This is a genomic window from Streptomyces sp. NPDC048417, from assembly GCF_040651615.1.
Classification (GTDB): Bacteria; Actinomycetota; Actinomycetes; order Streptomycetales; family Streptomycetaceae; genus Streptomyces.
The window spans coordinates 49,929-72,949 of record NZ_JBEZKI010000032.1 but is presented as its reverse complement, the minus strand read 5'-3'; the positions used below and the strand labels follow the sequence as shown (position 1 = coordinate 72,949).

Genomic DNA, 23,021 nt, shown 5'->3' with positions numbered 1-23,021 from the left:
ATGTTGTGTCTGTTTTGCCCGCTTATGGTGGGGCCGTGGCCCAGGACACCGCGCGGCAGGCGCCGCCCACCCCGCCCTCGGCCCCCGCGCGTGCCCTGCTGCCGCTGATCCTGCCCGCACTGGTCGTCGGGGTCGGCAGCAGCCTGTTGTACCTGCTGGTGAGTTCGCTGGCGGAGCGGTTGCAGCACGTGCTCTGGAACAACCTGCCGGACGCGCTCGGCATCGGGCGGTACTCGGTGCTGTGGATGCTGGTGATGCTGACCGCGACCGGTTTCGCCGTCGGGCTGGTGGTGTGGAAGGTGCCCGGCCACGCGGGGCCCGATCCGGCCACCCTGGGCCTGGAGGCGGTGGCGCTGCCCCCCGTCGTCCTGCCGGGGCTGCTGCTGGCGACCGTACTGATGCTGGCGGGCGGGCCGAGTCTCGGCCCCGAGAACCCGATCATCGCCGTGAACGTGGGGCTGGCGCTGTGGCTGGGACGCCTCGCGATGCCCCGGCTGCCGGGCTCGCTGTGGCCCGCGCTGGCCGACGCGGCGACCCTCGGCGCGCTGTTCGGTACGCCGGTGGCGGCGGCCCTGGTGATCTCCGAGGCACTGGCCGGGAAGCAGCTGAAGGGGGCGTTGTGGGACAACCTCTTCGGGCCGCTGATGGCCGCGGGAGCGGGAGCGATGACGACGGCCCTGGTGGCCCGTCCGGCCCTGGACCTCGGGCTGCCCGCGGTCGGCCGGCTGCGCTGGACCGAACTGCTGGCGGCTCTGGTGATCGCCCCCGTGGCCGCGCTGCTCGGCATGCTCGCCGTCTACGCCTTGCCGTACGTCCACGGGGCCTTCCGGCGCCTCGGGCACCCCATGGTGGCCCTGCCGGCCGGCGGTGTGATTCTGGGCCTCCTGGGCGCGCTGGGCGGCCATCTGACGCTCTTCAAGGGGCTGGACGAGGTCGCGGAACTGGCGAAGAACCCGGCGGGCTGGTCGGCGGGACAGTACGCGGTGATGACGGTCGTCAAGCTGGCCGCGCTGCTGGTGGCCGGCGCCTGCGGCTTCCGCGGTGGCCGGATCTTTCCGTCGGTTTTCATCGGCGCGGCCCTCGGGTTGTGCGCCCACGTCCTGGTGCCCGCCGTCCAGCCCTCGGTGGGCGTGGCGGCAGGCGTGCTGGGCATGCTGTTGGCGATCACCAGACAGGGCTGGGTGAGCCTGTTCACGGCCGCCGTGCTCGTGGCCTCGCCGACGATCCTCGCCCTGCTGTGCATCGCGTCGCTGCCCGCCTGGCTGCTGGTGACCGGACGGCCGAAGATGCAACTGCGGGCGGACGGCACGGCCCTGCACTGAACCTTGTGAAACTGCTCTAGGAGGCACCTGTCATGCCGCTCCACAAAGGATCCGGGAAGCACCGCGAGCGCTCCATGTCCGTCAACCCGTTCTTCGGTGAGGCGAACCCGGTCGCCGGCATGACCGAGGCCCCGCCCACGCACCGGCTGCCGGCCGGACCGCTGCCGCCCTCGACCGCCTACCAGCTGGTTCACGACGAGCTGATGCTGGACGGCAACGCCCGGCTGAATCTGGCGACGTTCGTCACCACCTGGATGGAACCGCAGGCCGGGGTCCTGATGGCGGAGTGCGACGACAAGAACATGATCGACAAGGACGAGTACCCGCGCACCGCCGAGCTGGAGCAGCGCTGTGTGGCGATGCTCGCCGACCTGTGGAACGCGCCGGATCCGGCCGGCACCATCGGATGCTCGACGACGGGCTCCAGCGAGGCCTGCATGCTGGCCGGGCTGGCGATGAAGCGCCGCTGGGCGCAGCGCAACGCCGACCGCTATCCCGGCGCCGCCCGGCCGAACCTGATCATGGGCATCAACGTCCAGGTCTGCTGGGAGAAGTTCTGCAACTTCTGGGAGGTGGAACCCCGGTTCGTGCCCATGGAGGGCGACCGCTACCACCTGGATCCGCAGGGCGCCGCCGAGCTGTGCGACGAGAACACCATCGGGGTGGTCGGCGTCCTCGGCTCCACCTTCGACGGGTCGTACGAGCCGATCGCCGACCTCTGCGCCGCCCTGGACGCCCTCCAGGAGCGCACCGGCCTCGACATCCCGGTCCATGTCGACGGCGCGTCCGGCGCGATGATCGCGCCCTTCCTCGACGAGGACCTGGTGTGGGACTTCCGCCTCCCGCGGGTGGCGTCGATCAACACTTCGGGGCACAAGTACGGCCTGGTCTACCCGGGCGTCGGCTGGGCGCTGTGGCGCGACAAGGAGGCGCTGCCCGAGGAGCTGGTCTTCCGGGTCAACTACCTGGGCGGCGACATGCCCACCTTCGCCCTCAACTTCTCCCGCCCCGGCGCCCAGGTGGTCGCGCAGTACTACACGTTCCTGCGCCTCGGCCGGGACGGCTACCGCGCGGTGCAGCAGGCCTCGCGGGACGTGGCGACGGGGCTCGCCGCACGTGTCGAGGCGCTCGGCGACTTCCGGCTCCTCACCCGGGGCGACGAGTTGCCCGTGTTCGCCTTCACCACCGCCGACCACGTGACGTCGTACGACGTCTTCGACGTCTCCCGGCGGCTGCGCGAGAGCGGCTGGCTGGTGCCGGCGTACACCTTCCCGGCGAACCGGGAGGACCTGTCCGTGCTGCGAGTGGTGTGCCGCAACGGCTTCTCCAAGGACCTGGCCGAGCTGTTCCTGGAGGACCTGGCCCGGCTGCTGCCCGAACTGCGCCGGCAGCCGCATCCGTTGATCAGGGACAAGGACGCGGCCACCAGCTTCCACCACTAGCAGTCGCTAGGAGGCCTTTTCCAGGGCCACGAGTTCGAACGCCGTCTTCCCGTCCAGGGACTCGCGGACGATGTCGGCGTGGCCCGCGTGCCGGGCGAGTTCGCGGATCAGGTGGAGGCAGACCCAGCGCATGGAGACGCTGCCCTCAGGAAACCAAGGGGCCTGCGGGAGCGGGAAGGCGTCGTCGAGGCTGGGGACGGAACGGATGAACTTCTCCGTCTCGGCGGCGACCTCCTCCCAGTAGGCGAGCTGCGAGGCCACCGTCTCGTCGCCGACCAGCTGGAAGGTCTCGTGCCAGTTCGACTGGTCGCGAGCGATCGCGGGCGGCTCCTGCTTGGCGCGGGCGATCCAGCTCTGCTCGACCTCGGCGACATGCTTGAGCAGGCCCGACAGGGACAGCTCGCTGGCGCTGGGCCTGCTCGCCGCCTGCTCGTCGGTCAGGCCGAGCAGTGCCCGGCGGATGCCGCCGCGCTGCTCCTCGATGAAGGAGAGCAGTGCTCCGCGCTCGTCGCCCTGTGCTTCGGCGGAAACGTGAGTGACCATGACCGGCAGCCTTTCCTCGGATCGTGTTGCCCTGACACCGACGAAGCTACGGGCCCTTTAGGACAGATCGCGTCCTAAAGGGCCCGGGGTGAGGGTCTCGTCGAGGGCTTTCTTCGACCGACTCTTTCGGTCGGCTCTTTCGACCGGCTCTTTCAACCGGCTCTTTCGACCGGCTAGAACGGGAAGCCGCTCCGGCCGTGCTGGACCGAGATCCACTTCAGGGTGGTGAAGGAGTCCACGGTGGTCTCGCCGTTGAGGCGGCCGAGGCCGGAGTGCTTCTCGCCGCCGAAGGGGACGACGGGCTCGTCGTGGACGGTGCCGTCGTTGACGTGGAACATGCCGGTGTCGATCTGCTTGGCGAAGGACACGCCCCGCTCTATGTCACCGGTGTGGACCGCGCCGCTGAGGCCGTACGGGGTGTCGTTGACGAGACGTACGGCCTCCTCCTCGCCGTCGAACGGGATGAGGAAGGCGACCGGGCCGAAGACCTCCTGCCGGAGCAGGTCGGAGTCGGCCGGGACGTCGGTGAGGACCGAGGGCTCGACCAGGTTGTCGGTGGTCGTGCCGTGCAACAGGGCCGTCGCGCCCTCGGCGATGGCCTGCTCGACCGTGGCCGAGATCGACTCCGCCTGCTGGGAGTTGATCAGCGGGCCGATGACGGTCGCCGGGTCGCTCGGGTCGCCGGCCTTGAGGGTCTTCACCTTGGCGACGAACTTCTCGGTGAACTCGTCGGCGATCGAGCGGTCGACGAGCACGCGGTTGGCGGCCATGCAGACCTGGCCCTGGTGGACGTACCGGCTGAAGACCGCCGCGTCGACCGCGTAGTCGATGTCGGCGTCGTCGAGGACCACGATCGCGCTGTTGCCGCCCAGTTCGAGCACCGAGCGCTTGAAGTGCGAGGCGCAGACGGTGGCCACGTGCCGGCCGACCTTGTCGGAGCCGGTGAAGGAGATGACCTTGGGGATCGGGTGCTCGATGAAGGCGTCGCCGATCTCCGCGATGTCGGTGACGACGACGTTGAGCAGGCCGCCCGGCAGGCCCGCGTCCTCGAAGAGCTTCGCGACCAGGGTGCCGCCGACGATCGGGGTGTTCTGGTGCGGCTTGAGGACCACGGCGTTGCCGAGCGCGAGCGCCGGGGCGACCGACTTGATCGACAGCAGGAAGGGGAAGTTGAAGGGGCTGATCACGCCCACGACACCGACCGGCACGCGGTAGACGCGGTTCTCCTTGCCGTCCACCGGGGAGGGCATGATCCGGCCCTCGGGGCGCAGCGACCACTGGATCGACTCGCGCAGGAACTCCTTGGCGAGGTGCAGCTCGAAGGCGGCCTTCAGACGGGTGCCGCCGAGCTCGGCGATGATCGCCTCGGAGATCTCCGCCTCGCGCTCCTCGATGAGGCGCAGAGCCTTCTCGAAGACGGCACGGCGGGCGTAGGGATTGGTGGCGGCCCACTGCTTCTGGGCGCGTGCGGCGGCCTGGTAGGCCTGATCTATCTCCTCGACCGCGGCTATGGTGATCGACGCGAGCTTCTCCCCGTCGTACGGGTTGAAGTCGATGATGTCCCAGGAACCGGTCCCCGGGCGCCACTCACCGTCGATGTACTGCTGGGCCAGGTCGGTGAAGTAGGACGACATGTGATCCCTCGATCCCCTGCTGCGTCGGCAGTCGATGCAGACACCCGATCCACATCCACATCACGGTCTGATCACGCGTCATCGTACTTGCGTGACAGGGGAGTTGGGACACCAGTTCGGCGATCTACCGGCATCTCCCGGCAAGGCCGAGGGAAATCCCTGTGCGGGGTTCAGGAGAGCTGGAGCAGTCCGCGCAGCAGGTCCCGGCTCTCGTCCGGTCCGGGGCTGTCCTGCTGGAGCTCCTTGAGCGCCTGCTCGTACTGGGCGACGTCCTCGCGCTTGTCGAGGTAGAGGGCGCTGGTGAGCTGCTCCAGGTAGACCACGTCGGACAGGTCGGACTCCGGGAAGCTCAGGACCGTGAAGGAGCCGCCCTCCCCGGAGTGGCCGCCAAAGCTGAACGGCATGATCTGGAGCCGTACGTTGGACCGCTCGGAGATCTCGACGAGATACTGGAGCTGACCCCGCATCACCTCACGGCTGCCGTAGGGCCGGCGCAGTGCGGCCTCGTCGAGGACGATGTGGAAGTCCGGGGCGTTTTCGGCCACCAGGTACTTCTGCCGCTCCATGCGCAGGGTGACCCGGCGCTCGACATCGTCCTCACTGGCCCCCTTCATGCCGCGCCGCACCACCGCGCGCGCGTACTCCTCGGTCTGGAGGAGGCCGTGCACGAACTGCACCTCGTACGCGCGGATGAGATGTGCCGCGCCCTCCAGGCCGACATAGGTGGGGAACCAGGTCGGCAGGACGTCCGAGTAACTGTGCCACCAGCCCGCCACGTTGGCCTCCCGGGCGAGGGAGACGAGCTGTTCGCGCTCGGCCTCGTCGGTGATGCCGTACAGCGTCAGCAGGTCTTCCACGTCCCTCGTCTTGAAGCTCACCCGACCCAGCTCCATACGGCTGATCTTCGATTCGGAAGCACGGATCGAGTACCCCGCCGCCTCGCGGGTGATGCCCCGGGCCTCACGCAGCCGCCTGAGTTGCGAGCCGAGCAGCATTCGCCGCACCACCGATCCGGGCTCTCCCGCGCTCACGTTCGCCAGCCTCCCCAACCGTCTTCAGGGCCCGCAGTCTGCCACTAAAACACTTCGAGCAGTACTCGTCCGGTTACGGAAACGGAAAGCGGCCAAAGTTTAAGCACAGGAAGTTGCAAGCAGGTAGTGAGCCATCGGCTGCAAGTTGGCGGAAAAAATGACCAACAAGCGGTACGGGAGGGTCCAATTCGGTCGCGTGCACGTGCATCTGCCCTTGCATCTGCTGTGCGCATCCGAAACCATGGTCCCGCGCCACCGCTGCATCGCAACGACCGCGAATTCCCGGGAGTGCCTCGCATGGGGACGAATGGATCGACCATGCTCAAGCCATTACGGCAGGGCCTTCCGCCGCTTGATCCCGCGGCCGTGTCCGACGCCGCCTCCTGCGCCCTGCCGGCCCGCTACGAAGCGGTGCGCGAGGCCCGGCTGTTCACCCGGAGAACGCTCGACCAGTGGGACGTCGGCGAGCGCTTCGACGACATCTGCCTCGTCGTCTCGGAGCTCGTCACCAACGCCCTGCGGCACGCGATGCCCGGTGAGTCCGAGCACCCCGTCGCGCCGCAGGCGCCGGCCGTGCGGCTGCACCTGATGCGGTGGACCGAGCGGCTGGTGTGCGCGGTGCGCGACCCGAGCCACGCCACCCCCGCCCCCGGAGACTCCGACGACTTCTCGGCGGAGTCCGGCCGCGGGCTCTTCCTGGTCGACTCCTTCAGTGACGGCTGGGGCTGGCACCCACTGGCGGGCACCCTCAGCGGCAAGGTCGTGTGGGCCCTGTTCCGGCTCCAGCCCACCGAATAGGAAACCCGGCGCCTTCGGACGCCGGGTTTCTACGCGCGTTACCGTGCGCTCTGCGGCGAATGCGCCGGGTTTCTCCTGATGCGCCCGGCCTCAGCTCACTATCAGGTGATCGAACTCGCCGTCCTTGACGCCGAGAAGCATCGCCTCGATCTCCGCGCGGGTGTAGACGAGCGCGGGGCCGTCCGGGAAGCGCGAGTTGCGGACCGCCACGTCACCGCCCGGCAACCGCGCGAACTCGACGCAGGAACCCTGCGAGTTGCTGTGCCTGCTCTTCTGCCAGGCCACTCCGTCCAGCTGCGTCGCAGCCATGCCGTTGTACACGTCAAACCCCCCGTACACGCCGTCAACGTCGAGGTCCACAGGTCGCTCCCCGGTGGTGCACTAACTGGCTGATGTGACCATTGATGCCGTGGTCAACTGACCCGGATCATAACCCTGTTCACGTGCAGATGCATGAGCAGATGCACGTGCACGCGGAGTGTGCCTCCGGTTACAGCTTTGACGCCCGCTTTACCCAAGCTGCTCCTGCGTCTGCCCCGGAGCTGCGCAGACATGCGACCGGCCGGTCCCCGTCCATGTTCTTGCGCGCCATCACCTGCGCCGGGTCGTCCGGATCCAACCCCTCATGCACTAGGAAGAGACGCGTACCGCGGCCCTGGTGTTCCAACGTCCATGTGATGTTCCAGTGAGCGAGATTGGCCGGATCGGGATCGGCCCACTGGACGGACCGCCTCCGCTCCGGGTCGCGGGCGAGAACCTGCACGTCGACGACGCCCGAGAGCGGTGTCGGGACGCGGGGCCGAGGTCGCCCGGTGCCGGTGACCGACCTCAGGACGAAGTTCCCGGCCCTCTGCATCTGCCCCTGCACGAGCGGATCGGGCTCCGCGAGGGCGCGACAACCTTCGCGGGCGGATGCGGAAGGAACCGCTCCACGCGGATGGTAGGTCACGCCCGCCTGCTCCAGCGGATCGGGACGGTCCTTCACCGGCTCGCGGTCGGTCGCGCGGGGCATGGGGGGCAGAACTCCTGGAGTTCGTTGCGTGCCGTGGCTGCTGCCGGCGGACCTCCCGCCGCTTCGACCCCGACATCCAGACCAGGCGGTAGTGGCTGCCGGACGAGAACCGGCACGTACGGCTTCGGCTGAGCGCCCGTGCCGTGAAGACGGTCGACACGATCGGCGTGACGGCGGCCGTGGCACGCATCCGCGCGCGGGGCGTGAAGGTCTGACGGGGGCGAGGCACCGATATGGCGAAGAAGAGCAAGATCGCGAAGAACGAGCGGCGGCAGGAGAGCGTCGCCCGGCACGCCGGCCGCCGGGCCGAACTGAAGGGAATCCTCCCGCGGTCGGCCGGCACCGAGGCCGAGCGGCTCGCCGCCCAGCGTGAGCTGCGCAGGCAGCCGCGCGACGCGAGCGCCACGCGCGTACGCAACCGCGACCAGATGGACGGCCGCCCGCGCGGCTGCTTCCGCACTTTCGGTCTGTCCCGCGTGAATCTGCGGGAGCAGGCTCACAGCGGATACCTACCTGGCGTCCGCAAGTCCTCCTGGTGACTCCTGGTAGCTTGCCGCTGTCGTTCGGGCGAACGGGCGGCCGACCCCCTAGAGCTTGGGAGCGTTGCGGTGACCACGGCTATGGCGAGTACGGCTACGACGCACACGGAGACGGCTGCGGCTTCGGTCGCGGCTTCGGCTGCAACTGCTGCTGCGGCGCACACGAAGACGGCTTCCGCCGGGGCCGCGGCGCGTGGCGCATCGGCCGCGCGGCCGGGGGTGCGGATCGTGGCCGCCGCCGCGGCGGCGCTGGTGGGCGCGCTTGCGCTGGCCGCGTGCAGCGGCGGCGGCGACTCAGGCAGTTCCGGCGGGTCCGGCGACTCCTCGGCCACCTCGTCGGGCACGGCCGCGACCGCCACGTCCGGATCGGACGGCGCCACGGCCTCGTCCGACGCGCTGCAGGGCAGTTGGATCACCACGAGCGGTGGCAAGATCGTCGCCCTTGTGATCACCGGCAAGCAGGCCGGGCTCTTCGAGACCGGCGGGTCCGTGTGCAGCGGAACCGCCGGCGAGGAGGCCGGGATGCGGATGATCCACCTCACCTGCACGGGCGGCAGCAAGGACCGTGTCACCGGAATGGTCGACTCGGTCAGCAAGAGCGGCATGAAGGTCACCTGGTCCGGAAAATCCGGCGAGGAGACCTACACCAAGGCGGCGGGCGGCAAGCTGCCGTCCGGGCTGCCGACAGCAAGCCTTGGACAGTAGGGGCAATACGGGCAATCGGAGCGTATTCGGCGGCTGGGGCGTACTTTCACCGACCCGCGCCGACCGGTGAACGTAACGGCGCGAAGCGGTCGGAGGCGGGGGCGGGCGCGCGGGACCCCGGCAGGGGCGTGATGATGCTGGGACACCGCCACGACCTCGATGGGGATCTGCTCATGCGCGCCATTCCGCTCACCGTCACCGCCCTCGCCGCCGCCCTCGCCCTGACCGCCTGCGACGACGGCAACGCCGGCAACGCCGGCGCCAGCGGCAAGAACAGCTCGGCCTGCGAAGTCGGCAAGGTCTCCGTCCAGGTCGGCTCCGCGAGTGTCGCGCCGGCCGCGGGTGACACCGGCGAGGTGCCGGTGAGCATCACGAACCAGAGCGCGCCGTGCACGCTGGACGGCTTCGCCGGCGTCACGCTGAAGGCGGGCGGCACCTCCGCGACGCTGGCCACCCTGTCGGGCGCGAAGTCCGAGAAGCTCAAGCTCGCCAAGGGCGACTCCGCGACGTTCTCGATCAGCTACGTGCGCGGCAAGGACGGCGACAAGGCGAGCCTCGCGGCCACGTCGGTGACGGTGTCCCTGCCGGGGAGCGACGCGACGGAGAGCTTCCCCTGGAAGTACGGGCCGGTGGCGGGCAAGGGCTCCGCGGACAAGCCGAACGCGACGGTGGGGGCGTTCCAGCAGGCGGGGGACTGATTCCGGGCGACCGGACGGGGCCGGACCGGATCGGATCGGGCCGGATCGCGCGTTGAGCCGGACCGGGTCGGGCCGGATCGCGCGTTGAGCGGTCCCGGCCGGGCCGGATCGCGCATTGAGCGGTCCCGGCCGGGCCGGATCGCGCATTGAGCGGTCCCGGCCGGGCCGGATCGCGCATTGAGCGGTCCCGGCCGGGCCGGATCGCGCATCGGGCGGACGCGGCCGGACCGGATCGCGCGTTGGGCCTAGGGCAGTCGGGAGCGTGAGTGGACCTGGGCCCGGTCCGCTGCTCTCGTGCCCTCCGTCCAACCCGCCTCGTCGGTCACCCCGCGCAGGCGGGTCGTGGTGGTCTCCGGGAACATCCGCTCCATGTGGTCGGTCACGGCCATCTCCCTGCCGGCCAGGACCGGCAGCAGGTCCTGGGGCGCCTCGGTCTCGGTGACGGCCGCCCGCGCGGCGGCCGCCAGCCGGTCACCGACCCGGTGGGCGTACGCCGCCAGGAAGGACTGCCGGAAGGTCTTCGTCCGCTTCCGGCCGCCCGCCCGCTGCGCCGCCTCCGCCTTCGCCATCGCGTGCGTGGCCTGCACCAGCAGTGAGGTGTAGAGCAGCTCGACCGCCTCCAGGTCCGCCTCGAAGCCGACGACCGTGGAGAAGGCCAGCGGCTCGTTCCACACCGCCCGGCAGTGGTTGGCCGTGGCGACCGCGTCCAGCAGCACCGCCTTGGCCTGCTCGTACGGCGGCTCGACCCCGATCCGGCAGGCTCCGGGCGCGTCCGGCGCGGCTGCCCCCACCGCGAGCAGCGCCTCGTCCACGCTGTGCCGGGCCATCAGCTCCTGCGCCTTGGCGCTGAGCGCCTCCGCCTCCTCCGGGAAGCCGGTCGCCTCGGCCTTGGCGAGCAGCGCGCGGATCCGGGTGTGCATGCGGGACTCCGGCCGGTGCGGGTCCGCGGGGGGCCCGGACTCGTCGAGGGGCTCCAGGGAGGGCAGCCGCAGCAGCAACCGGTACAGCTCCAGGACGGCGGTGGCGTGCGAGAAACGGTCACCCGCGCGTGCGTGCCCGTCCGGCAGCGCGTCCAGCTGCGACTGCCAGCGGGGGCCGCGCTGCCGGTCGTCCGGCGCCTGCGCCCGGATCAGCGCGGCAGCCAGCCGGACGTGCGGGTCGTCCAACTCGCGCCGCACCAGCCGTACGACGTCGGCGGGCTGCCAGCCGCGCCGCCAGGCCGCCGCGACGAACTCCCGGCCCCGGCGCGCGAGTTCCGCGTCCGCGGCGGAATCGGCCGCGAGGAGGGACGCGCCCGTGTCGAGGCCGGAGTCGGTGCCGTCGTACAGGGCGCTCTGGAAGGCTCGGTCGACGGTGGTGGGCTGGCTGCTGGTCACACGTCGATCGTGCCACGCGCCACCGACAGCCGTCGGAGGTCGTCCACAGCCTGTGGACAACTGTCCGGCGCTTCCCGCCGTCACAATGGCCAAGCATGTCAACCGAGGGTTGACAGTGCTGGGGTGTCAACCTACGGTTGACACATGGCGAGCAACCCGAACATCACGGCATCCGTACGCCTCGACGACCTCATCGCGGCGATCAAGACGGTTCACCCCGAACCCCTCGACCAGCTCCAGGACGCGGTGATCGCCGCCGATCACCTGGGCGACGTGGCCGACCACCTGATCGGCCACTTCGTCGACCAGGCCCGGCGCTCGGGCGCGTCCTGGACCGAGATCGGCAAGAGCATGGGCGTGACCCGGCAGGCGGCACAGAAGCGCTTCGTGCCCAAAGAGTCGGCCGACCTCGACCCCAGCCAGGGCTTCAGCCGCTACACCTTGCGCGCGAAGAACGTGGTCATGGCGGCCCACAACGAGGCGGTCGCGGCACGCAACCCCGAGGGCCGCCCCGAGCACCTGGTCCTCGGCCTCCTCTCCGAGCCGGACGGCATCGCGGCGAAGGCGATCATCGCGCAGGGCGTCCTGCTGGACGCAGTGCGCCAGGGGGCGACGGCCGCGCTCCCGCCTGCCGCCGAGAACGTCCCCGATCTCGTCCCCTACGGCCCGGAGGCCAAGAAGGCCCTCGAACTCACCTTCCGCGAGGCCCTGCGCCTCGGCCACAACTACATCGGCACCGAACACCTGCTGCTGGCCCTCCTGGAACACGAGAACGGCGAGGGCGTCCTCAGCGAACTGGGCATCACCAAGCCCGCGACCGAGGAGTACATGCACAAGGTGCTGGGACTGCTGCTGGAACAGAAGAACGCGGCGGCGGAGGCCGCGGGCGCAGCGGCGGAGGCGCGGGAGGGCGAGGCTGGCTGAAACTCCGTCGAGACGCTACATCCCCAGGTCAGACCCATTGTCAGTGCCGGATGCCACACTCGCAGCATGACCGACCGGTGGGCTCTCGCTCCGGCCGAGGACGGCGGCGTGGATGTCGCCCCCCTCGGTCCGGACGGGCTGCCCGCCGGGCCGGTGCGGCGGGAGTCCGATCTCGCCGGGGCGGTCAGGGGCCGCCCGGAGGTCACGCGCTGGGTGTGGCGGTCGACCGCCGAGGTCTACCCGCGTCTGCTCGCCACGGGGGTGCGAGTAGAGCGGTGCTACGACATCGAGGACGCCGAAACCCTCCTGCTGGGCCACGAGGGACGGTCCGGTGAGCCGCACTCGGCCGCCGCCGCCCTGGCCCGCCTCCGCGGCGGCCCCGTTCCGCCCGATCCACCACAGCGCTCGGCCGAACCGGGCGCGCAGTCCCCGCTGTTCGAGCCGCAGGGCACCGCCCGCCTGACGCTCGACGAACTCCTCGCGGTCTACGCCGAGCAGCAGCGCCGCCACGACCGGGCCGAACGCCCGGACCGGATGCGGCTGCTGACGGCCGCGGAGTCGGCGGGGATGCTGATCGCCGCCGAGATGAACCGCGCGGGCCTGCCCTGGAGCGCCGAGGACCACCGCGAGGTGCTGCGGGAACTGCTCGGCGAGCGGTACGCGGGCGGCGGTGAGCCCCGCCGACTGGCCGAGCTGGCGGACGAGGTGTCGGCCGCGTTCGGCAGGCGGGTGCGCCCGGACCTGCCCGCCGATGTGGTCAAGGCCTTCGCCCAGGCCGGGATCAAGGTGAAGTCCACCCGCCGCTGGGAGCTCTCCGGCATCGACCACCCGGCGGTGAAACCGCTCCTCGAATACAAGAAGCTGTACCGGATCTGGGTGGCGCACGGCTGGACCTGGCTCCAGGACTGGGTACGCGACGGCCGGTTCCGGCCCGAGTTCCAGGCGGGCGGCACGGTCACCGGACGCTGGGTGACCAACGGCGGGGGCGCGCTGCAGATCCCCAAGGTGATCCGGCGGGCCGCGGTCGCCGACCCCGGCTGGCGGCTGGTGGTCGCCGACGCCGACCAGATGGAGCCGCGGGTGCTCGCGGCGATCTCTCGCGACCCCGGGCTGATGGAGGTCGCGGGGCGGGAAACCGACCTCTACCAGTCCGTCTCCGACCGCGCCTTCTCCGGCGACCGCGGACAGGCCAAGCTCGCCGTCCTGGGCGCGGTCTACGGCCAGACCTCCGGCGACGGCCTGAAGAACCTGGCCGCGCTCAGACGCCGTTTCCCCCGGGCGGTGGCCTACGTCGACGACGCGGCGCGGGCCGGCGAGGAGGGCCGGCTGGTGCGGACCTGGCTGGGCCGGACCTGTCCGCCGGCAGCCGGTGCGGGCGACGGCGCGGAGGAGGCGGGCATGCCCCAGCAGGAAGCGGAGGAGCCTGCGGCAGACGGCTGGGTACCGGGCTACGCGTCCACCAACTCCCGTGCCAGAGGCCGCTTCGCCCGCAACTTCGTCGTCCAGGGCAGCGCCGCCGACTGGGCTCTGCTGATGCTCGCGGCGCTGCGCCGGACCTGCGCGGACCTGGCGGCCGAGCTGGTCTTCTTCCAGCACGACGAGGTGATCGTGCACTGTCCCGAGGAGGAGACCGGGGCGGTCGTGGCGGCGATCAGGGAAGCGGCCGACCTGGCGGGACGGCTGACGTTCGGGGAGACGCCGGTCCGTTTCCCGTTCACGACGGCGGTGGTGGAGTGCTATGCCGACGCGAAGTGATCAGTCACCGCCCGCCAGCAGCTCACGCAGCTCCACGAGGACGTCGGGCTCGTCGGTGCCGTCCAGGGCGGCCAGGGCGGCGCGCCAGACGTCGTACGCCTCGGTCGTGCGCCCCTGCTCGCGCAGGAGCAGACCGAGCTGGTGGCGGGCCAGACCGCCGCTGTAGCGGTCGGCGCGGCCATCGGCGCGCTGCAGGAGTTCGGCGCACTCGTGGTGGGCACGGTCGGTGCGGCCGAGCTCGCGCAGGGCACGGACCAGACCGAGCCGGGTCTGGGACTCGCCGTGCCAGTCGCCGTGGCGGCCGAGGATGCGCAGGCTCTCCTCGAAGTGCGTGGCGGCGGCCGCCGGTTCGCCGAGGGCGAGATGGGCGTAGCCGATGTTGCAGTGCGCCGAGTGCTGCACGATGACCGCGCCGATGGCGTCCCCGATCGCCAGTGAGCGCCGGTGCTGCTCGATGGCGGCGCGGGGGTCGGTGTGCTCGTAGAGGTTGCCGAGGTGGCTGTGGGTGACGGCCTCGCCGTAGGGGTCGTTCAGCTGCCGGGAGTACTCCAGGCTCTGCCGCAGCGCCTCGCCCGACTCGTCGTACCGTCCGAGCCCCTCGAGGAGCAGCCCCCGGTTGTTCAGGCAGCGCCGGATCCAGGACACCACGTCCAGCCGCCGCCAGACGGCGAGGGCCTGGTCGATCAGGGCGAGGGCCTCCCGCTGGCGGCCGGTCAGGAAGTGCAGCCCGGCGAGGTCGCCCAGGGCGTAGGCCTCGGCGGGCTCGTCGCCCAGGCGCCGGGCGGCGGCCAGACCGGCCGTGCCGAGCACCTCCATCTCGGCGACCCGGCCGCTGCGCAGGACATAGGGGAAGAGCAGCCGGACGAGCGTGGAGAGGTGGCCGCTGATCCGCGGGTCGGCGGTGTCGGCGTACCGCTCCACCAGGGCGACGATGTTCTCCAGCTCCAGATCGCCCCAGGCGAAGGCATGCTCGGCACACTCGAAGGGGGGCAAGGCAGCGGTGTACGGCTGGTGTTCGGCGGGCTGGGCGGCGGTGGGCCGGAGCCGGTCGCCCTGTTCGAATCCGGGTTCGAGGATCGCGACGAGGGCGAGTTCGGCGACGGCGGCGAACCAGCGCAGGGCGGTGAGTGCGGCCTCGGTGCGGTCGGCCCGCCCAGTCCGTCCGGTCCCGTCGGCCCGGCCGGTCCCGTCGGCCCCGTCGGCCAGCTCCCGTGCGAAGTCCCGTACCAGGTCGTGCGGGGTGTAGCGGCCGTAGGCGGTCTCCTCCAGGAGGGCCACGTCGACCAGCCGGTCCAGGGCGGCCTCGGCGCGGCGCGCGTCGGTGCCGGTGAGGCGGGCGATCAGGGGGGCGCCGTAGGTGGGCAGGTCCAGCGCGCCGATGTGACGCAGGGCGAGGGCGGCGTCGCGGTCGGGTGCCCGGTCGGAGGCGGCGAGGGCGTCATGGGCGACCGCGAGGGAGCGCCGAACGCTCAGGTCGTCGTATTCGAGGTGCTGCAACCTGCCCTCGGTGGCGGCGAGTTGACCGGCCAGCACCTCGGGAGTGAGGGCGCGGCGGGCGGCCAGCCGGGCGGCGACCACCCGCAGGGCGAGCGGCAGCCGACCGGTGAGGCCGACGAGCGGGTGACCGGCGTCGATCTCGTCCCGCCCGCTGACCGTGCGCAGCAGGGCCGCGCTGTCCTCGCCGGTCAGCGGTCCGAGCGCGAACCGGCGGGCACCGTCGAGCGCGGTGAGCGGCGAACGGCTGGTGACGATCACCGCGCAGCTGGGGCCACCGGGGAGCAGCGGCCGCACCTGGGCGGCGTTCGCGGCGTCGTCGAACAGCAGCAGGGTGCGGGTCGGCGCGAGCAGCGAGCGCAGCAACGCGGCCGCAGCGTCCGGGTGTTCGGGGATGTGCCGGGGGTCGGCGCCGAGGTCCCGCAGCAGCGCGGCGAGTGCCTGGGCGGGGGCGAGCGGGGGTACGCCAAGGGTGGCGCCGTGCAGGTTGACGTAGAGCTGGCCGTCAGGGAAGCGTTCGCGCAGCCGATGGGCGACATGCAGCGCGAGTGCGCTCTTGCCGACGCCGGCCATGCCGCTGACGACGGCGACGGCCGGCGTGGGCGCCGAGGTGAGAGCACCGCCCAGTTCTTCACGGACAGCGGTGCGTCCGGTGAAGTAGGCCGGGGGTGGGGGAAGTTGAGCGGGCCGGGGCGCCCGGGAGTCGCCGCGCGTAGAACCGGGACCGGCGGGCCGCTCCTCAGCCGGGTCGTACCCCGCACCGGCGCCAGCGTCCTCGTCCGCCGACTGACGGTCCCCTGACGCGCCCCCAAGGGGCGCGGGGAGCTGCGCAACCAGCCACGACGCGCCTTCACCAGCACCAGCACCAGCACCAGCACCAGCACCAGCACCAGCACCAGCACCAGCACCAGCACCAGCACCAGCACCAGCACCAGCACCAGTTTCACGCACCCCGTCGAACGGCACACCCGCGTCAGTCACATCCCCGTACGACTCCCCTCCCCCCGCCCCGCCACTCCCCCGCAGCACCTGCACATGGGCCTCGCGTACCGACGCCCCTGGCTCGACGCCGAGTTCCTCGAGCAGGCGGTTGCGCAGGTCGCGGTGGATGGCGAGGGCCTCGGCCTGGCGGCCGGTGCGGTGGAGGGCGAGCATCAGCTGGCGGTGGTAGGCCTCACGGAGCGGGTACTCCGCGACCAGCGCCGCCAACTCGGGTACGACGCCCCCCAGTCGCGGCCCGCCGAGGGCAAGCTCCGCGTCGTAGCGCCACTCCAGCAGAAGCAGCCGGGCCTCCTCCAGGCGCTGCACGAAGGCATAGCCGCCGAAGTCGGCGGGGAGGCCGCAGAGCGGGCTGCCGCGCCAGAGCGCGAGCGCGTCGGCGCAGGCGCGCAGCACCGGCGCCCACTCCCGGCGCCCGTGCGCCGCGCGCGCCCGCGCCACCCGCGTGTCGAACACGCCGACGTCCAGCTCACCGTCGTCGACGCGCAGCAGATACCCGGGCGGTACGGCGCGCAGCCGCTCCGGGTCGTCGAGGAGCCGGCGCAGTCGGGTGACGTGGTTGTGCAGCGAGGCCTGCGCGGACACCGGGGGCGCCCCGCCCCACAGCGCGTCCTTGACCGACTCGACGGAGACGACCCGCCCGGCCTCCAGCAGCAGCGCGGCCAGCAGTGCGCGCACCTTGGGGCTGCCGATGGGCCGGACCTCGCCGCCGGGGAGATACAGCACCGGAGGTCCCAGCAGTCCGAACCGCAGCTCGTACCGCCGCATCACTCCGCCCATCGCCTTCCCGCACGGTCATGGCCGACCGCGCTGCACGGCGGGGATGCCCGCCGGTACCCGGCTCCTGGCGGAATCCGATCCCGTCGAGAACGAATTCCCGCCACCTTCTCCGTGCCGTCCGAGCCGGAATCCGCAGGATTGCCGGCCTGCTCCCGGCCTCGTACGACGCCTTCACGCCGACCGGTTGGTGACCTCCGGAGGAACCGCTGGCCATATGTTAGCGATCCGTTGGCGAACCCTGATGTGATCTTCGCATCGGACCGGGCCCGACGGCGCGCGTGTATACCGCGCAACTCGGGGGAGTGTCGCCGCAGGCCTGGATCCGGGGACGCGAGAGGGTCCCGGTCGGCGGAGGTGAACGACCGGGACCCTCGTCCCGTCTCCGGCGGCCCCCGGACTCAGATGACGGGCGGGCGGCCGAGCCGGGTGAGGCGCCAGACCGTGCGCCAGCGCATGGGCCGGCGCTCGCCGGCAGGTTCACGCATCCCCTCCACGAAGCCCCCGAACCAGGCAAGCAGCCCGCCCGTCGAACGGGTGCGCAGGAGGGTGATCAGCGTCCACACCGTCAGGTGGACCGGGATCAGCGGCAGGGGCAGCCGACGGCGGGTCAGCCAGACCCGGTTGCGGGCGGTCACCCGGAAGTAGACGGCATGCCGGGCCGGCGAGGTCCGGGGGTGCTGGAGGAGCAGCTCGGGTGCGTAGAGGATCTTCCAGCCGGCGTCGGCGGCCCGCCAGGCCAGGTCGGTCTCCTCGTGCGCGAAGAAGAACTCGGCGGGCCAGTCGCCGGTCTCCGTGAGCATGGCCATGCGCAGGGCGTGCCCCCCGCCGAGGAAGCCGGTGACGTAACCCCCGCGCATCGGGTCGGCGTTGCCGACGCGTGGCACGTGCCGCCGCTGGGTCTCACCCCGTTCGTCCGCGATGCGGAAGCCGACGATGCCGAGGCGGGGGTCGGCGGCGAACAGATCCCGGACCTGCCGGAGCGCCTCGACGTCGACGAGCACCCCGTCGTCGTCCAGTTCGACGACGACGTCCACGTCGCCGTACGCCCGCAGCCGGGCGAGGGCGATGTTGCGGCCGCCGGGGCAGCCGAGGTTCTCCTCCACGTCGACGGTGGTGACCTCGCCGGGCAGGTCGAGGCGGCGGGCGAACTCGGGGAGCCGGCAGCCGTTGCCGACGATCACGATGCGGTCGGGGGCGAGGTCCTGCTTGGCGACGGACCTGAGCAGGGCGTCGACTTCATCGGGCCGGTTCCCCATGGTCACCACGGCAACCGCGAGCCTCGGCTGAGCCATGCCCTCACCCCATCCGACCGAAGGCGGAGCCCGCGCCTGACCACGAGACACTCACCGTTCACCAGGATGTTGCCCCAGATACGCCAAGGCTCCGGGCATGGGCCCACTTTGTGTCGGCTTTGACAATCATTTGATCGACCATTTTCGCCGACCATAAGTTCCCCTCCACGAACACCCGTTCCAGAACTCCTTGTTCGATTCACCTGCCGGAACCGGGGGATTCGCGCTTCCCGCCGGGAATGGGACATGACGACGGAACATGACGACGTCACGCAAGACACGACATCACAGGACATGACCACATGTCAGCAAGGACATGAACGACAGGACACGAACGGGGGACGGACCGTGCGAAGACATCTGCGTCGGTTACGCGGACGGTGGTCCAGAGCGCCGAAACTGACTCGCCTGTCATTGATGTTGATCTCTTGCGCGGCCCTCCGCGTCGCCGAGCCGGAACGCCGACCGGCCACCGCGGTCGCACTGCTCAGCCTGGCGTACACGGCCTACGCGGTCCTGGCACCGCAGAGCGGCCCCACCCCCGGAGCCGCCGGACCGGACGAGATCCTGGCCCACGAGCGCAAGGACACCCTGAACCTGATCTGGGTCCATGAGGCCGTCCGCCGCGGCCTGGACTCCGGGGTGCTGCTCCCCCTGGTCCTGTCCGCCCGGACAGGGCCGGCCGGACAGGACCACCGGGTGGTCGCCGCCCCCATGACGGACCGGCGCCGACCGGTCTGCCGCGGGCGGCGGCCGGACAGTACGGCGCGGACCTCGGCTCCTACGCATCGGATGTCCGGCCGGGATGTTCCTCACCAGCCAGTTCGGCTGGAGCTACGGCACCACGCTGATCGTCGTCTTCGGTCTCTGCCTCGGCGTGCCGATCGGGATCTCGCCGGACTGCTCCTCTGGTACAACCAGCACCGGCCGGACGGCGACTCCGCGAGCGCCCGCGGTTCACTCACCAGTGATCGCCGCGTCCTGGTGGGCTGCGTCCTCAGCGCCACACTCCTGGAGACGGCCGGCGCCGCCGCGGTGGTCTACGGCTTCGGCGACCGGCTCCTGAACCGCGACGGCAAGACCGTCCTGGTCCTCCACCTCCACCACGGCGTCCTCTTCGGCCTGGCCATCGGCTGGATCCTGGCCTCCTGCCACACCACCTCCATCCCGGTGACGGTCAGCCACGCCTGGCACGCCCTCCACGGCCGTCTCCCCTGGCGCATCGGAACCTACCTGGACGCCCTCCACACTCGGGACGTCCTCATCCAACTGGGCCGCACCTACCAGTTCCGCCATGCCGCCCTCGGCAACCGCCTGGCCCAACGCCTCCCAGAACTCAGGAACTCCGCACCGACCGACCTCTGACCCGATCTCTGACCCGACCTCTGACCGAAGCTGCCCGGAACGGGAAAACCCCCGTACGGTGGCCTGCGCGCCGCCCGGACATGATCACGCCGGCCCGGCATTCGGCCCTCGGTGGCCATCTCGGCCCGATGGACGACCCGTTCCGCGGTGCCGTGATCGACCAGGGCAGGATCGTGCTGCCGGGCGATCCCGGACTGGGCGCGCGCTCGTGCCCAGACAGCGAGAACACCTGGGAGAACCGACATGCGATTCCGCTGCGCCGTACTCGACGACTTCCAGAACGTGGCGAGCACGTACACCGACTGGTCGACGCTGGGCGACCGGGTGGAGGTCGTCTCCTTCACCGAGCACTTCGCCAGCGAGGACGAACTCGCCGCGGCCCTCGCCGACTTCGACTTCGTGGTCACCTTGCGCGAGCGGGTGCCCTTCCCGGCCTCGCTGCTGAACCGGCTGTCCCGCCTGAAACTGCTGATCGCCTCCGGTATGCGCAACTCGGTGATCGACTACGCGGCCGCGCAGGCGGCCGGCGTCACGGTGTGCGGCACCCAGAGCTCCTCGACACCGCCGCTCGAGCTCACCTGGGCCCTGCTGCTCGGCCTCGCTCGCGGCATCGTCCAGGAGAACAACGCCCTGCGCAACGGCGGCCCCTGGCAGTCCACCGTCGGCGCCGACCTGGACGGCCGCACACTCGGCCTGCTCGGGCTGGGCAAGATCGGCAGCCGGGTGGCCCAGGTCGGGCTGGCCTTCGGCATGAAGGTCACTGCCTGGAGCCAGCACCTCACCGAGGAACGCGCGGATGAGGTCGGCGTCGAACTCGCCGCCTCCAAGGAGGAGTTGCTGACGAACAGCGACTTCGTCTCCGTCCATCTCGCGCTGGGCGACCGGACCCGGGGCCTGATCGGCGCCCCGGAACTCGCCCTGCTCAAGCCCACCGCCTATCTGATCAACACCTCGCGGGCCGCCATCGTCGACCAGGACGCCCTGCTCGCCGTGCTGCACGAGGGCCGTATCGCCGGAGCCGGCGTCGACGTCTTCGACATGGAACCCCTGCCCGCCGACCACCCGATGCGCACCGCGCCGCGACTGCTCGCCACCCCGCATCTCGGCTATGTGTCCCGCGCCAACTACGAGCGCTACTACGGCCAGGCCGTGGAGGACATCCAGGCCTACCTCGACGGCGCCCCGGTCCGGGTCCTCGGCTGACGTGCCGTGGTGCCCCCGGCGGCCGTACCCCCGCCGGGCTCCCTACCGGCCCACGCCGGACCACCACGTCACCGCCTGGCAGCACCTCCACGCACACCACGACGGAGGCCGGTCGCATCTCTCCGAGGACGCGATGCGCCGCATGGGAGACCACTTCAGACCACAAGTGAGACGAGAGGCAGGAAGGCGGCACGCGCTCAGCGTCGACGTCGCATCCGATAAGAGCAAAAGCCCCAGGTCACGGCGAGTGAGTCCTGAGGCTTCCACAGAGCCGCCTTCGGGATTCGAACCCGAGACCTACGCATTACGAGTGCGTTGCTCTGGCCATCTGAGCTAAGGCGGCGCGTCGCCCGCACTATGGTGCGATCGGCGACGTCGGTAAGTCTACACAGTTTCCGAGGGTGCTCTGGACACGCCCCGGCAGCGGGGCCCCGGGGCGTGGGCAGGGCCTATGAGCAGCGCCTTCCCTTCGTCGGCGGGGTGTCCTTGAGGAGGTAGGTGTCGATCGCCGAGTCGATACAGGCGCTGCCCCGGCCGTATGCGGTGTGGCCGTCGCCGACGTAGGTGAGGAGACGGGCCGAGGTGAGCTGGCGGGCCAGGGACCGGGCCCAGGGGTACGGCGTCGCCGGGTCCCGGGTGGTGCCGACCACAACGATCGGCGCGGCGCCCTTCGCCTCGATGCGATGCGGCTCCCCCGCGGCCCGCACCGGCCAGTACGTGCAGTTCAGCGAGGCCCACGCCAGGTTGGCCCCGAACACCGGCGACGCCTTCTCGAACTCGGGCAGCGCCTTCTCGACCTGCTCGGGGCCGGTGAAGGCGGGCGGCAGGTCCAGGCAGTTCACCGCGGCGTTGGCGAACATCAGGTTCGAGTAGTGGCCGTCGGGATCGCGCTCGTAGTAGCTGTCGGAGAGGGCGAGCAGGCCCGCGCCGTCGTTCTGCTTCAACGCCGCGTGCAGCGCGTCGCGCAGCTGTTCCCACTCCGCCTGGTCGTACATCGCCGCGATCACACCGGTCGTGCCGAGGGACTCGGTGAGCCGGCGGCCGTCCGCGTCGCCGGTCGGGATCGGGTGCGCGTCGAGCTTCCGGAAGAACGCGCTGAGGTTGTCCGCGATCTGCGTCGGCGTACTGCCCTTCGCGCCCAGCGGGCAGTCGGTGCGCTTCGCGCAGTCCTTCGCGAAGGACTGGAACGCCGTCTCGAACCCCGCCGTCTGCTCCAGGTTCATCCGGCGCGCGGACAGGGAGGGGTCCATCGCGCCGTCCAGGACCATCCGTCCGACCCGCTCCGGGAACAGCCCCGCGTAGGTCGCGCCGAGGAAGGTGCCGTACGAGGCCCCCACGTAGTTCAGCTTCGGGTCGCCGAGCACCGCCCGCAGGATGTCCATGTCGCGCGCCGAGTCGGCGGTGGAGACATGGCGCAGCAGTTCCGCCGAGTGCGTCCCGCACGCCTCCGCGAACTTCTTGTACTCCCCGACCAGTTCGGCCGTCTCCTTCCGGTCGTCGGGCGTCACGTCGGTCTCGGTGTACGTGTCCATCTGCGATCCGTCGAGGCACTCGACGGGCTCGCTGCGGGCGACTCCACGCGGGTCCATCGCCACCATGTCGTAGCGTGCCGTCACCTGCGAGGGGTAGCCGATACCGGCGTACTGCTGGAGGTAGTCCACCGCCGAGCCGCCCGGTCCGCCCGGGTTGACCAGCAGCGAACCGAGCGGCTTAGCCTTGCCGGTCGCCTTCTTCCGGGCGACCGCCAGCCGCACGTCACCCGCGCCGGGCTTGGCGTAGTCGAGCGGGGCCTTCATCGTCGCGCACTGGAAGCCAGGGACGCCGCAGCTGCGCCAGCTGAGCTTCTGGTCGTAGTACGGCGCCAGCGCGGACGGGGTCGAACGGGGCAGCGCGGCCAGCTGGGCGACGCCGGCCGAGGCCGAAGTCGACGCGCTTTGCGGGGAGGAGCACGCGGAGACGAGCAGGGCGGCGGCCGACAGCAGAGCCGCCGCGGTCAGGGCGCTGGTGCGAGTCCGGGTCCGGGTACGCGTCTGGGAACGGGTGCGGATCCGGGTACGGCGGAGGGTTCGCCTGATGTGCATCAATCGAGCGTAACGCTGAGAGATGATC

19 protein-coding genes, 1 tRNA gene and 1 pseudogene are annotated in these 23,021 nt (G+C 71.1%); 11 read left to right on the top strand and 10 right to left on the bottom strand.

The window, feature by feature from the left end:
• Positions 1-35: 35 nt before the first annotated feature.
• Both AB0D59_RS39610 and AB0D59_RS39605 read left to right on the top strand, forming a co-directional pair.
• Positions 36-1,322, top strand: a complete 1,287-nt coding sequence (locus tag AB0D59_RS39610) for an ion channel protein (RefSeq protein ID WP_362575937.1) — start codon at positions 36-38, stop codon at positions 1,320-1,322.
• A 32-nt stretch (positions 1,323-1,354) separates the two neighbouring features.
• Positions 1,355-2,764 carry a glutamate decarboxylase gene (locus AB0D59_RS39605; protein ID WP_362575935.1) on the top strand — a complete coding sequence of 470 codons (1,410 nt, stop codon included), beginning with the start codon at positions 1,355-1,357 and terminating at the stop codon, positions 2,762-2,764.
• Positions 2,765-2,770: 6 nt separating this feature from the next.
• On the opposite strand, the gene AB0D59_RS39600 is transcribed toward AB0D59_RS39605, so the two are convergent.
• The 3 genes from AB0D59_RS39600 to AB0D59_RS39590 form a co-directional block, all read right to left on the bottom strand.
• Complete coding sequence (locus AB0D59_RS39600) at positions 2,771-3,307, bottom strand: DinB family protein (protein WP_362575933.1); 537 nt, start codon at positions 3,305-3,307, stop codon at positions 2,771-2,773.
• A gap of 173 nt (positions 3,308-3,480) precedes the next feature.
• Positions 3,481-4,941: an aldehyde dehydrogenase family protein gene (locus tag AB0D59_RS39595; RefSeq protein ID WP_362575931.1), complete on the bottom strand. Its 1,461-nt coding sequence runs from the start codon at positions 4,939-4,941 to the stop codon at positions 3,481-3,483.
• A 170-nt stretch (positions 4,942-5,111) separates the two neighbouring features.
• Positions 5,112-5,936, bottom strand: coding sequence for a helix-turn-helix transcriptional regulator (locus tag AB0D59_RS39590; protein WP_362576054.1), 825 nt, complete (start codon positions 5,934-5,936; stop codon positions 5,112-5,114).
• Between the two features lie 354 nt (positions 5,937-6,290).
• Between AB0D59_RS39590 and AB0D59_RS39585 the strand changes: the two genes are divergently transcribed.
• Entirely contained in the window at positions 6,291-6,770 is a 480-nt protein-coding gene (locus tag AB0D59_RS39585; RefSeq protein WP_362575929.1) for an ATP-binding protein, read from the top strand.
• Between the two features lie 90 nt (positions 6,771-6,860).
• Here the strand turns inward: AB0D59_RS39585 and AB0D59_RS39580 are convergent, their stop codons facing one another.
• Together AB0D59_RS39580 and AB0D59_RS39575 are read right to left on the bottom strand one after the other, a co-directional pair.
• The gene (locus AB0D59_RS39580; RefSeq protein WP_351712088.1) at positions 6,861-7,130 is read right to left on the bottom strand and encodes a DUF397 domain-containing protein; all 270 of its coding nucleotides are present in this window, start codon (positions 7,128-7,130) and stop codon (positions 6,861-6,863) included.
• A 130-nt stretch (positions 7,131-7,260) separates the two neighbouring features.
• Positions 7,261-7,782 carry an SRPBCC domain-containing protein gene (locus AB0D59_RS39575; RefSeq protein ID WP_362575927.1) on the bottom strand — a complete coding sequence of 174 codons (522 nt, stop codon included), beginning with the start codon at positions 7,780-7,782 and terminating at the stop codon, positions 7,261-7,263.
• 44 nt (positions 7,783-7,826) lie between these two features.
• On the opposite strand from AB0D59_RS39575, the pseudogene AB0D59_RS39570 reads away from it, so the two are divergent.
• From AB0D59_RS39570 to AB0D59_RS39555, 4 genes and pseudogenes are all read left to right on the top strand, one after another.
• Positions 7,827-7,997, top strand: a pseudogene (locus AB0D59_RS39570) (bL28 family ribosomal protein); the annotation flags it as partial.
• Between the two features lie 18 nt (positions 7,998-8,015).
• Positions 8,016-8,321: a 30S ribosomal protein S14 gene (gene rpsN, locus AB0D59_RS39565; RefSeq protein WP_362575925.1), complete on the top strand. Its 306-nt coding sequence runs from the start codon at positions 8,016-8,018 to the stop codon at positions 8,319-8,321.
• 228 nt (positions 8,322-8,549) lie between these two features.
• Complete coding sequence (locus tag AB0D59_RS39560) at positions 8,550-9,026, top strand: hypothetical protein (RefSeq protein WP_362575923.1); 477 nt, start codon at positions 8,550-8,552, stop codon at positions 9,024-9,026.
• A gap of 173 nt (positions 9,027-9,199) precedes the next feature.
• Positions 9,200-9,724, top strand: a complete 525-nt coding sequence (locus tag AB0D59_RS39555) for a DUF4232 domain-containing protein (RefSeq protein WP_362575921.1) — start codon at positions 9,200-9,202, stop codon at positions 9,722-9,724.
• A gap of 245 nt (positions 9,725-9,969) precedes the next feature.
• Here the strand turns inward: AB0D59_RS39555 and AB0D59_RS39550 are convergent, their stop codons facing one another.
• Complete coding sequence (locus tag AB0D59_RS39550; protein ID WP_362575919.1) at positions 9,970-11,100, bottom strand: DUF2786 domain-containing protein; 1,131 nt, start codon at positions 11,098-11,100, stop codon at positions 9,970-9,972.
• A 144-nt stretch (positions 11,101-11,244) separates the two neighbouring features.
• On the opposite strand from AB0D59_RS39550, the gene AB0D59_RS39545 reads away from it, so the two are divergent.
• Together AB0D59_RS39545 and AB0D59_RS39540 are read left to right on the top strand one after the other, a co-directional pair.
• Complete coding sequence (locus AB0D59_RS39545) at positions 11,245-12,024, top strand: Clp protease N-terminal domain-containing protein (protein ID WP_362575918.1); 780 nt, start codon at positions 11,245-11,247, stop codon at positions 12,022-12,024.
• A 66-nt stretch (positions 12,025-12,090) separates the two neighbouring features.
• Positions 12,091-13,779 carry a bifunctional 3'-5' exonuclease/DNA polymerase gene (locus AB0D59_RS39540; RefSeq protein WP_362575916.1) on the top strand — a complete coding sequence of 563 codons (1,689 nt, stop codon included), beginning with the start codon at positions 12,091-12,093 and terminating at the stop codon, positions 13,777-13,779.
• Here AB0D59_RS39540 and AB0D59_RS39535 read toward each other — a convergent pair whose 3' ends face one another.
• Both AB0D59_RS39535 and AB0D59_RS39530 read right to left on the bottom strand, forming a co-directional pair.
• Entirely contained in the window at positions 13,780-17,052 is a 3,273-nt protein-coding gene (locus AB0D59_RS39535) for a BTAD domain-containing putative transcriptional regulator (protein WP_362575914.1), read from the bottom strand.
• 398 nt (positions 17,053-17,450) lie between these two features.
• On the bottom strand, positions 17,451-18,344 hold the full coding sequence (locus AB0D59_RS39530; RefSeq protein ID WP_362575912.1) for a glycosyltransferase: 894 nt from the start codon (positions 18,342-18,344) through the stop codon (positions 17,451-17,453).
• A gap of 417 nt (positions 18,345-18,761) precedes the next feature.
• Between AB0D59_RS39530 and AB0D59_RS39525 the strand changes: the two genes are divergently transcribed.
• Both AB0D59_RS39525 and AB0D59_RS39520 read left to right on the top strand, forming a co-directional pair.
• Positions 18,762-19,709 carry a hypothetical protein gene (locus AB0D59_RS39525; RefSeq protein WP_362575910.1) on the top strand — a complete coding sequence of 316 codons (948 nt, stop codon included), beginning with the start codon at positions 18,762-18,764 and terminating at the stop codon, positions 19,707-19,709.
• 243 nt (positions 19,710-19,952) lie between these two features.
• The gene (locus AB0D59_RS39520) at positions 19,953-20,912 is read left to right on the top strand and encodes a D-2-hydroxyacid dehydrogenase family protein (protein WP_362575908.1); all 960 of its coding nucleotides are present in this window, start codon (positions 19,953-19,955) and stop codon (positions 20,910-20,912) included.
• A 269-nt stretch (positions 20,913-21,181) separates the two neighbouring features.
• On the opposite strand, the gene AB0D59_RS39515 is transcribed toward AB0D59_RS39520, so the two are convergent.
• Together AB0D59_RS39515 and AB0D59_RS39510 are read right to left on the bottom strand one after the other, a co-directional pair.
• A tRNA-Thr gene (locus tag AB0D59_RS39515) sits at positions 21,182-21,255 on the bottom strand.
• A gap of 106 nt (positions 21,256-21,361) precedes the next feature.
• A complete protein-coding gene (locus AB0D59_RS39510; protein WP_362575906.1) occupies positions 21,362-22,993 on the bottom strand; it encodes an alpha/beta hydrolase in 1,632 nt (543 codons plus the stop codon).
• Positions 22,994-23,021: the final 28 nt, after the last annotated feature.

Excerpts from the sequence above, each read along its gene's own strand:
- rpsN (WP_362575925.1), top strand. The coding sequence starts at position 8,016 with ATGGCGAAGAAGAGCAAGATCGCGAAGAACGAGCGGCGGCAGGAGAGC.
- AB0D59_RS39520 (WP_362575908.1), top strand. The coding sequence starts at position 19,953 with ATGCGATTCCGCTGCGCCGTACTCGACGACTTCCAGAACGTGGCGAGC.
- AB0D59_RS39590 (WP_362576054.1), bottom strand. The coding sequence starts at position 5,936 with ATGCTGCTCGGCTCGCAACTCAGGCGGCTGCGTGAGGCCCGGGGCATC.
- AB0D59_RS39600 (WP_362575933.1), bottom strand. The coding sequence starts at position 3,307 with ATGGTCACTCACGTTTCCGCCGAAGCACAGGGCGACGAGCGCGGAGCA.
- AB0D59_RS39525 (WP_362575910.1), top strand. The coding sequence starts at position 18,762 with ATGTTGATCTCTTGCGCGGCCCTCCGCGTCGCCGAGCCGGAACGCCGA.
- AB0D59_RS39555 (WP_362575921.1), top strand. The coding sequence starts at position 9,200 with ATGCGCGCCATTCCGCTCACCGTCACCGCCCTCGCCGCCGCCCTCGCC.
- AB0D59_RS39530 (WP_362575912.1), bottom strand. The coding sequence starts at position 18,344 with ATGGCTCAGCCGAGGCTCGCGGTTGCCGTGGTGACCATGGGGAACCGG.
- AB0D59_RS39595 (WP_362575931.1), bottom strand. The coding sequence starts at position 4,941 with ATGTCGTCCTACTTCACCGACCTGGCCCAGCAGTACATCGACGGTGAG.
- AB0D59_RS39510 (WP_362575906.1), bottom strand. The coding sequence starts at position 22,993 with ATGCACATCAGGCGAACCCTCCGCCGTACCCGGATCCGCACCCGTTCC.
- AB0D59_RS39535 (WP_362575914.1), bottom strand. The coding sequence starts at position 17,052 with ATGGGCGGAGTGATGCGGCGGTACGAGCTGCGGTTCGGACTGCTGGGA.
- AB0D59_RS39575 (WP_362575927.1), bottom strand. The coding sequence starts at position 7,782 with ATGCCCCGCGCGACCGACCGCGAGCCGGTGAAGGACCGTCCCGATCCG.
- AB0D59_RS39540 (WP_362575916.1), top strand. The coding sequence starts at position 12,091 with ATGACCGACCGGTGGGCTCTCGCTCCGGCCGAGGACGGCGGCGTGGAT.
- AB0D59_RS39605 (WP_362575935.1), top strand. The coding sequence starts at position 1,355 with ATGCCGCTCCACAAAGGATCCGGGAAGCACCGCGAGCGCTCCATGTCC.
- AB0D59_RS39545 (WP_362575918.1), top strand. The coding sequence starts at position 11,245 with ATGGCGAGCAACCCGAACATCACGGCATCCGTACGCCTCGACGACCTC.
- AB0D59_RS39585 (WP_362575929.1), top strand. The coding sequence starts at position 6,291 with ATGCTCAAGCCATTACGGCAGGGCCTTCCGCCGCTTGATCCCGCGGCC.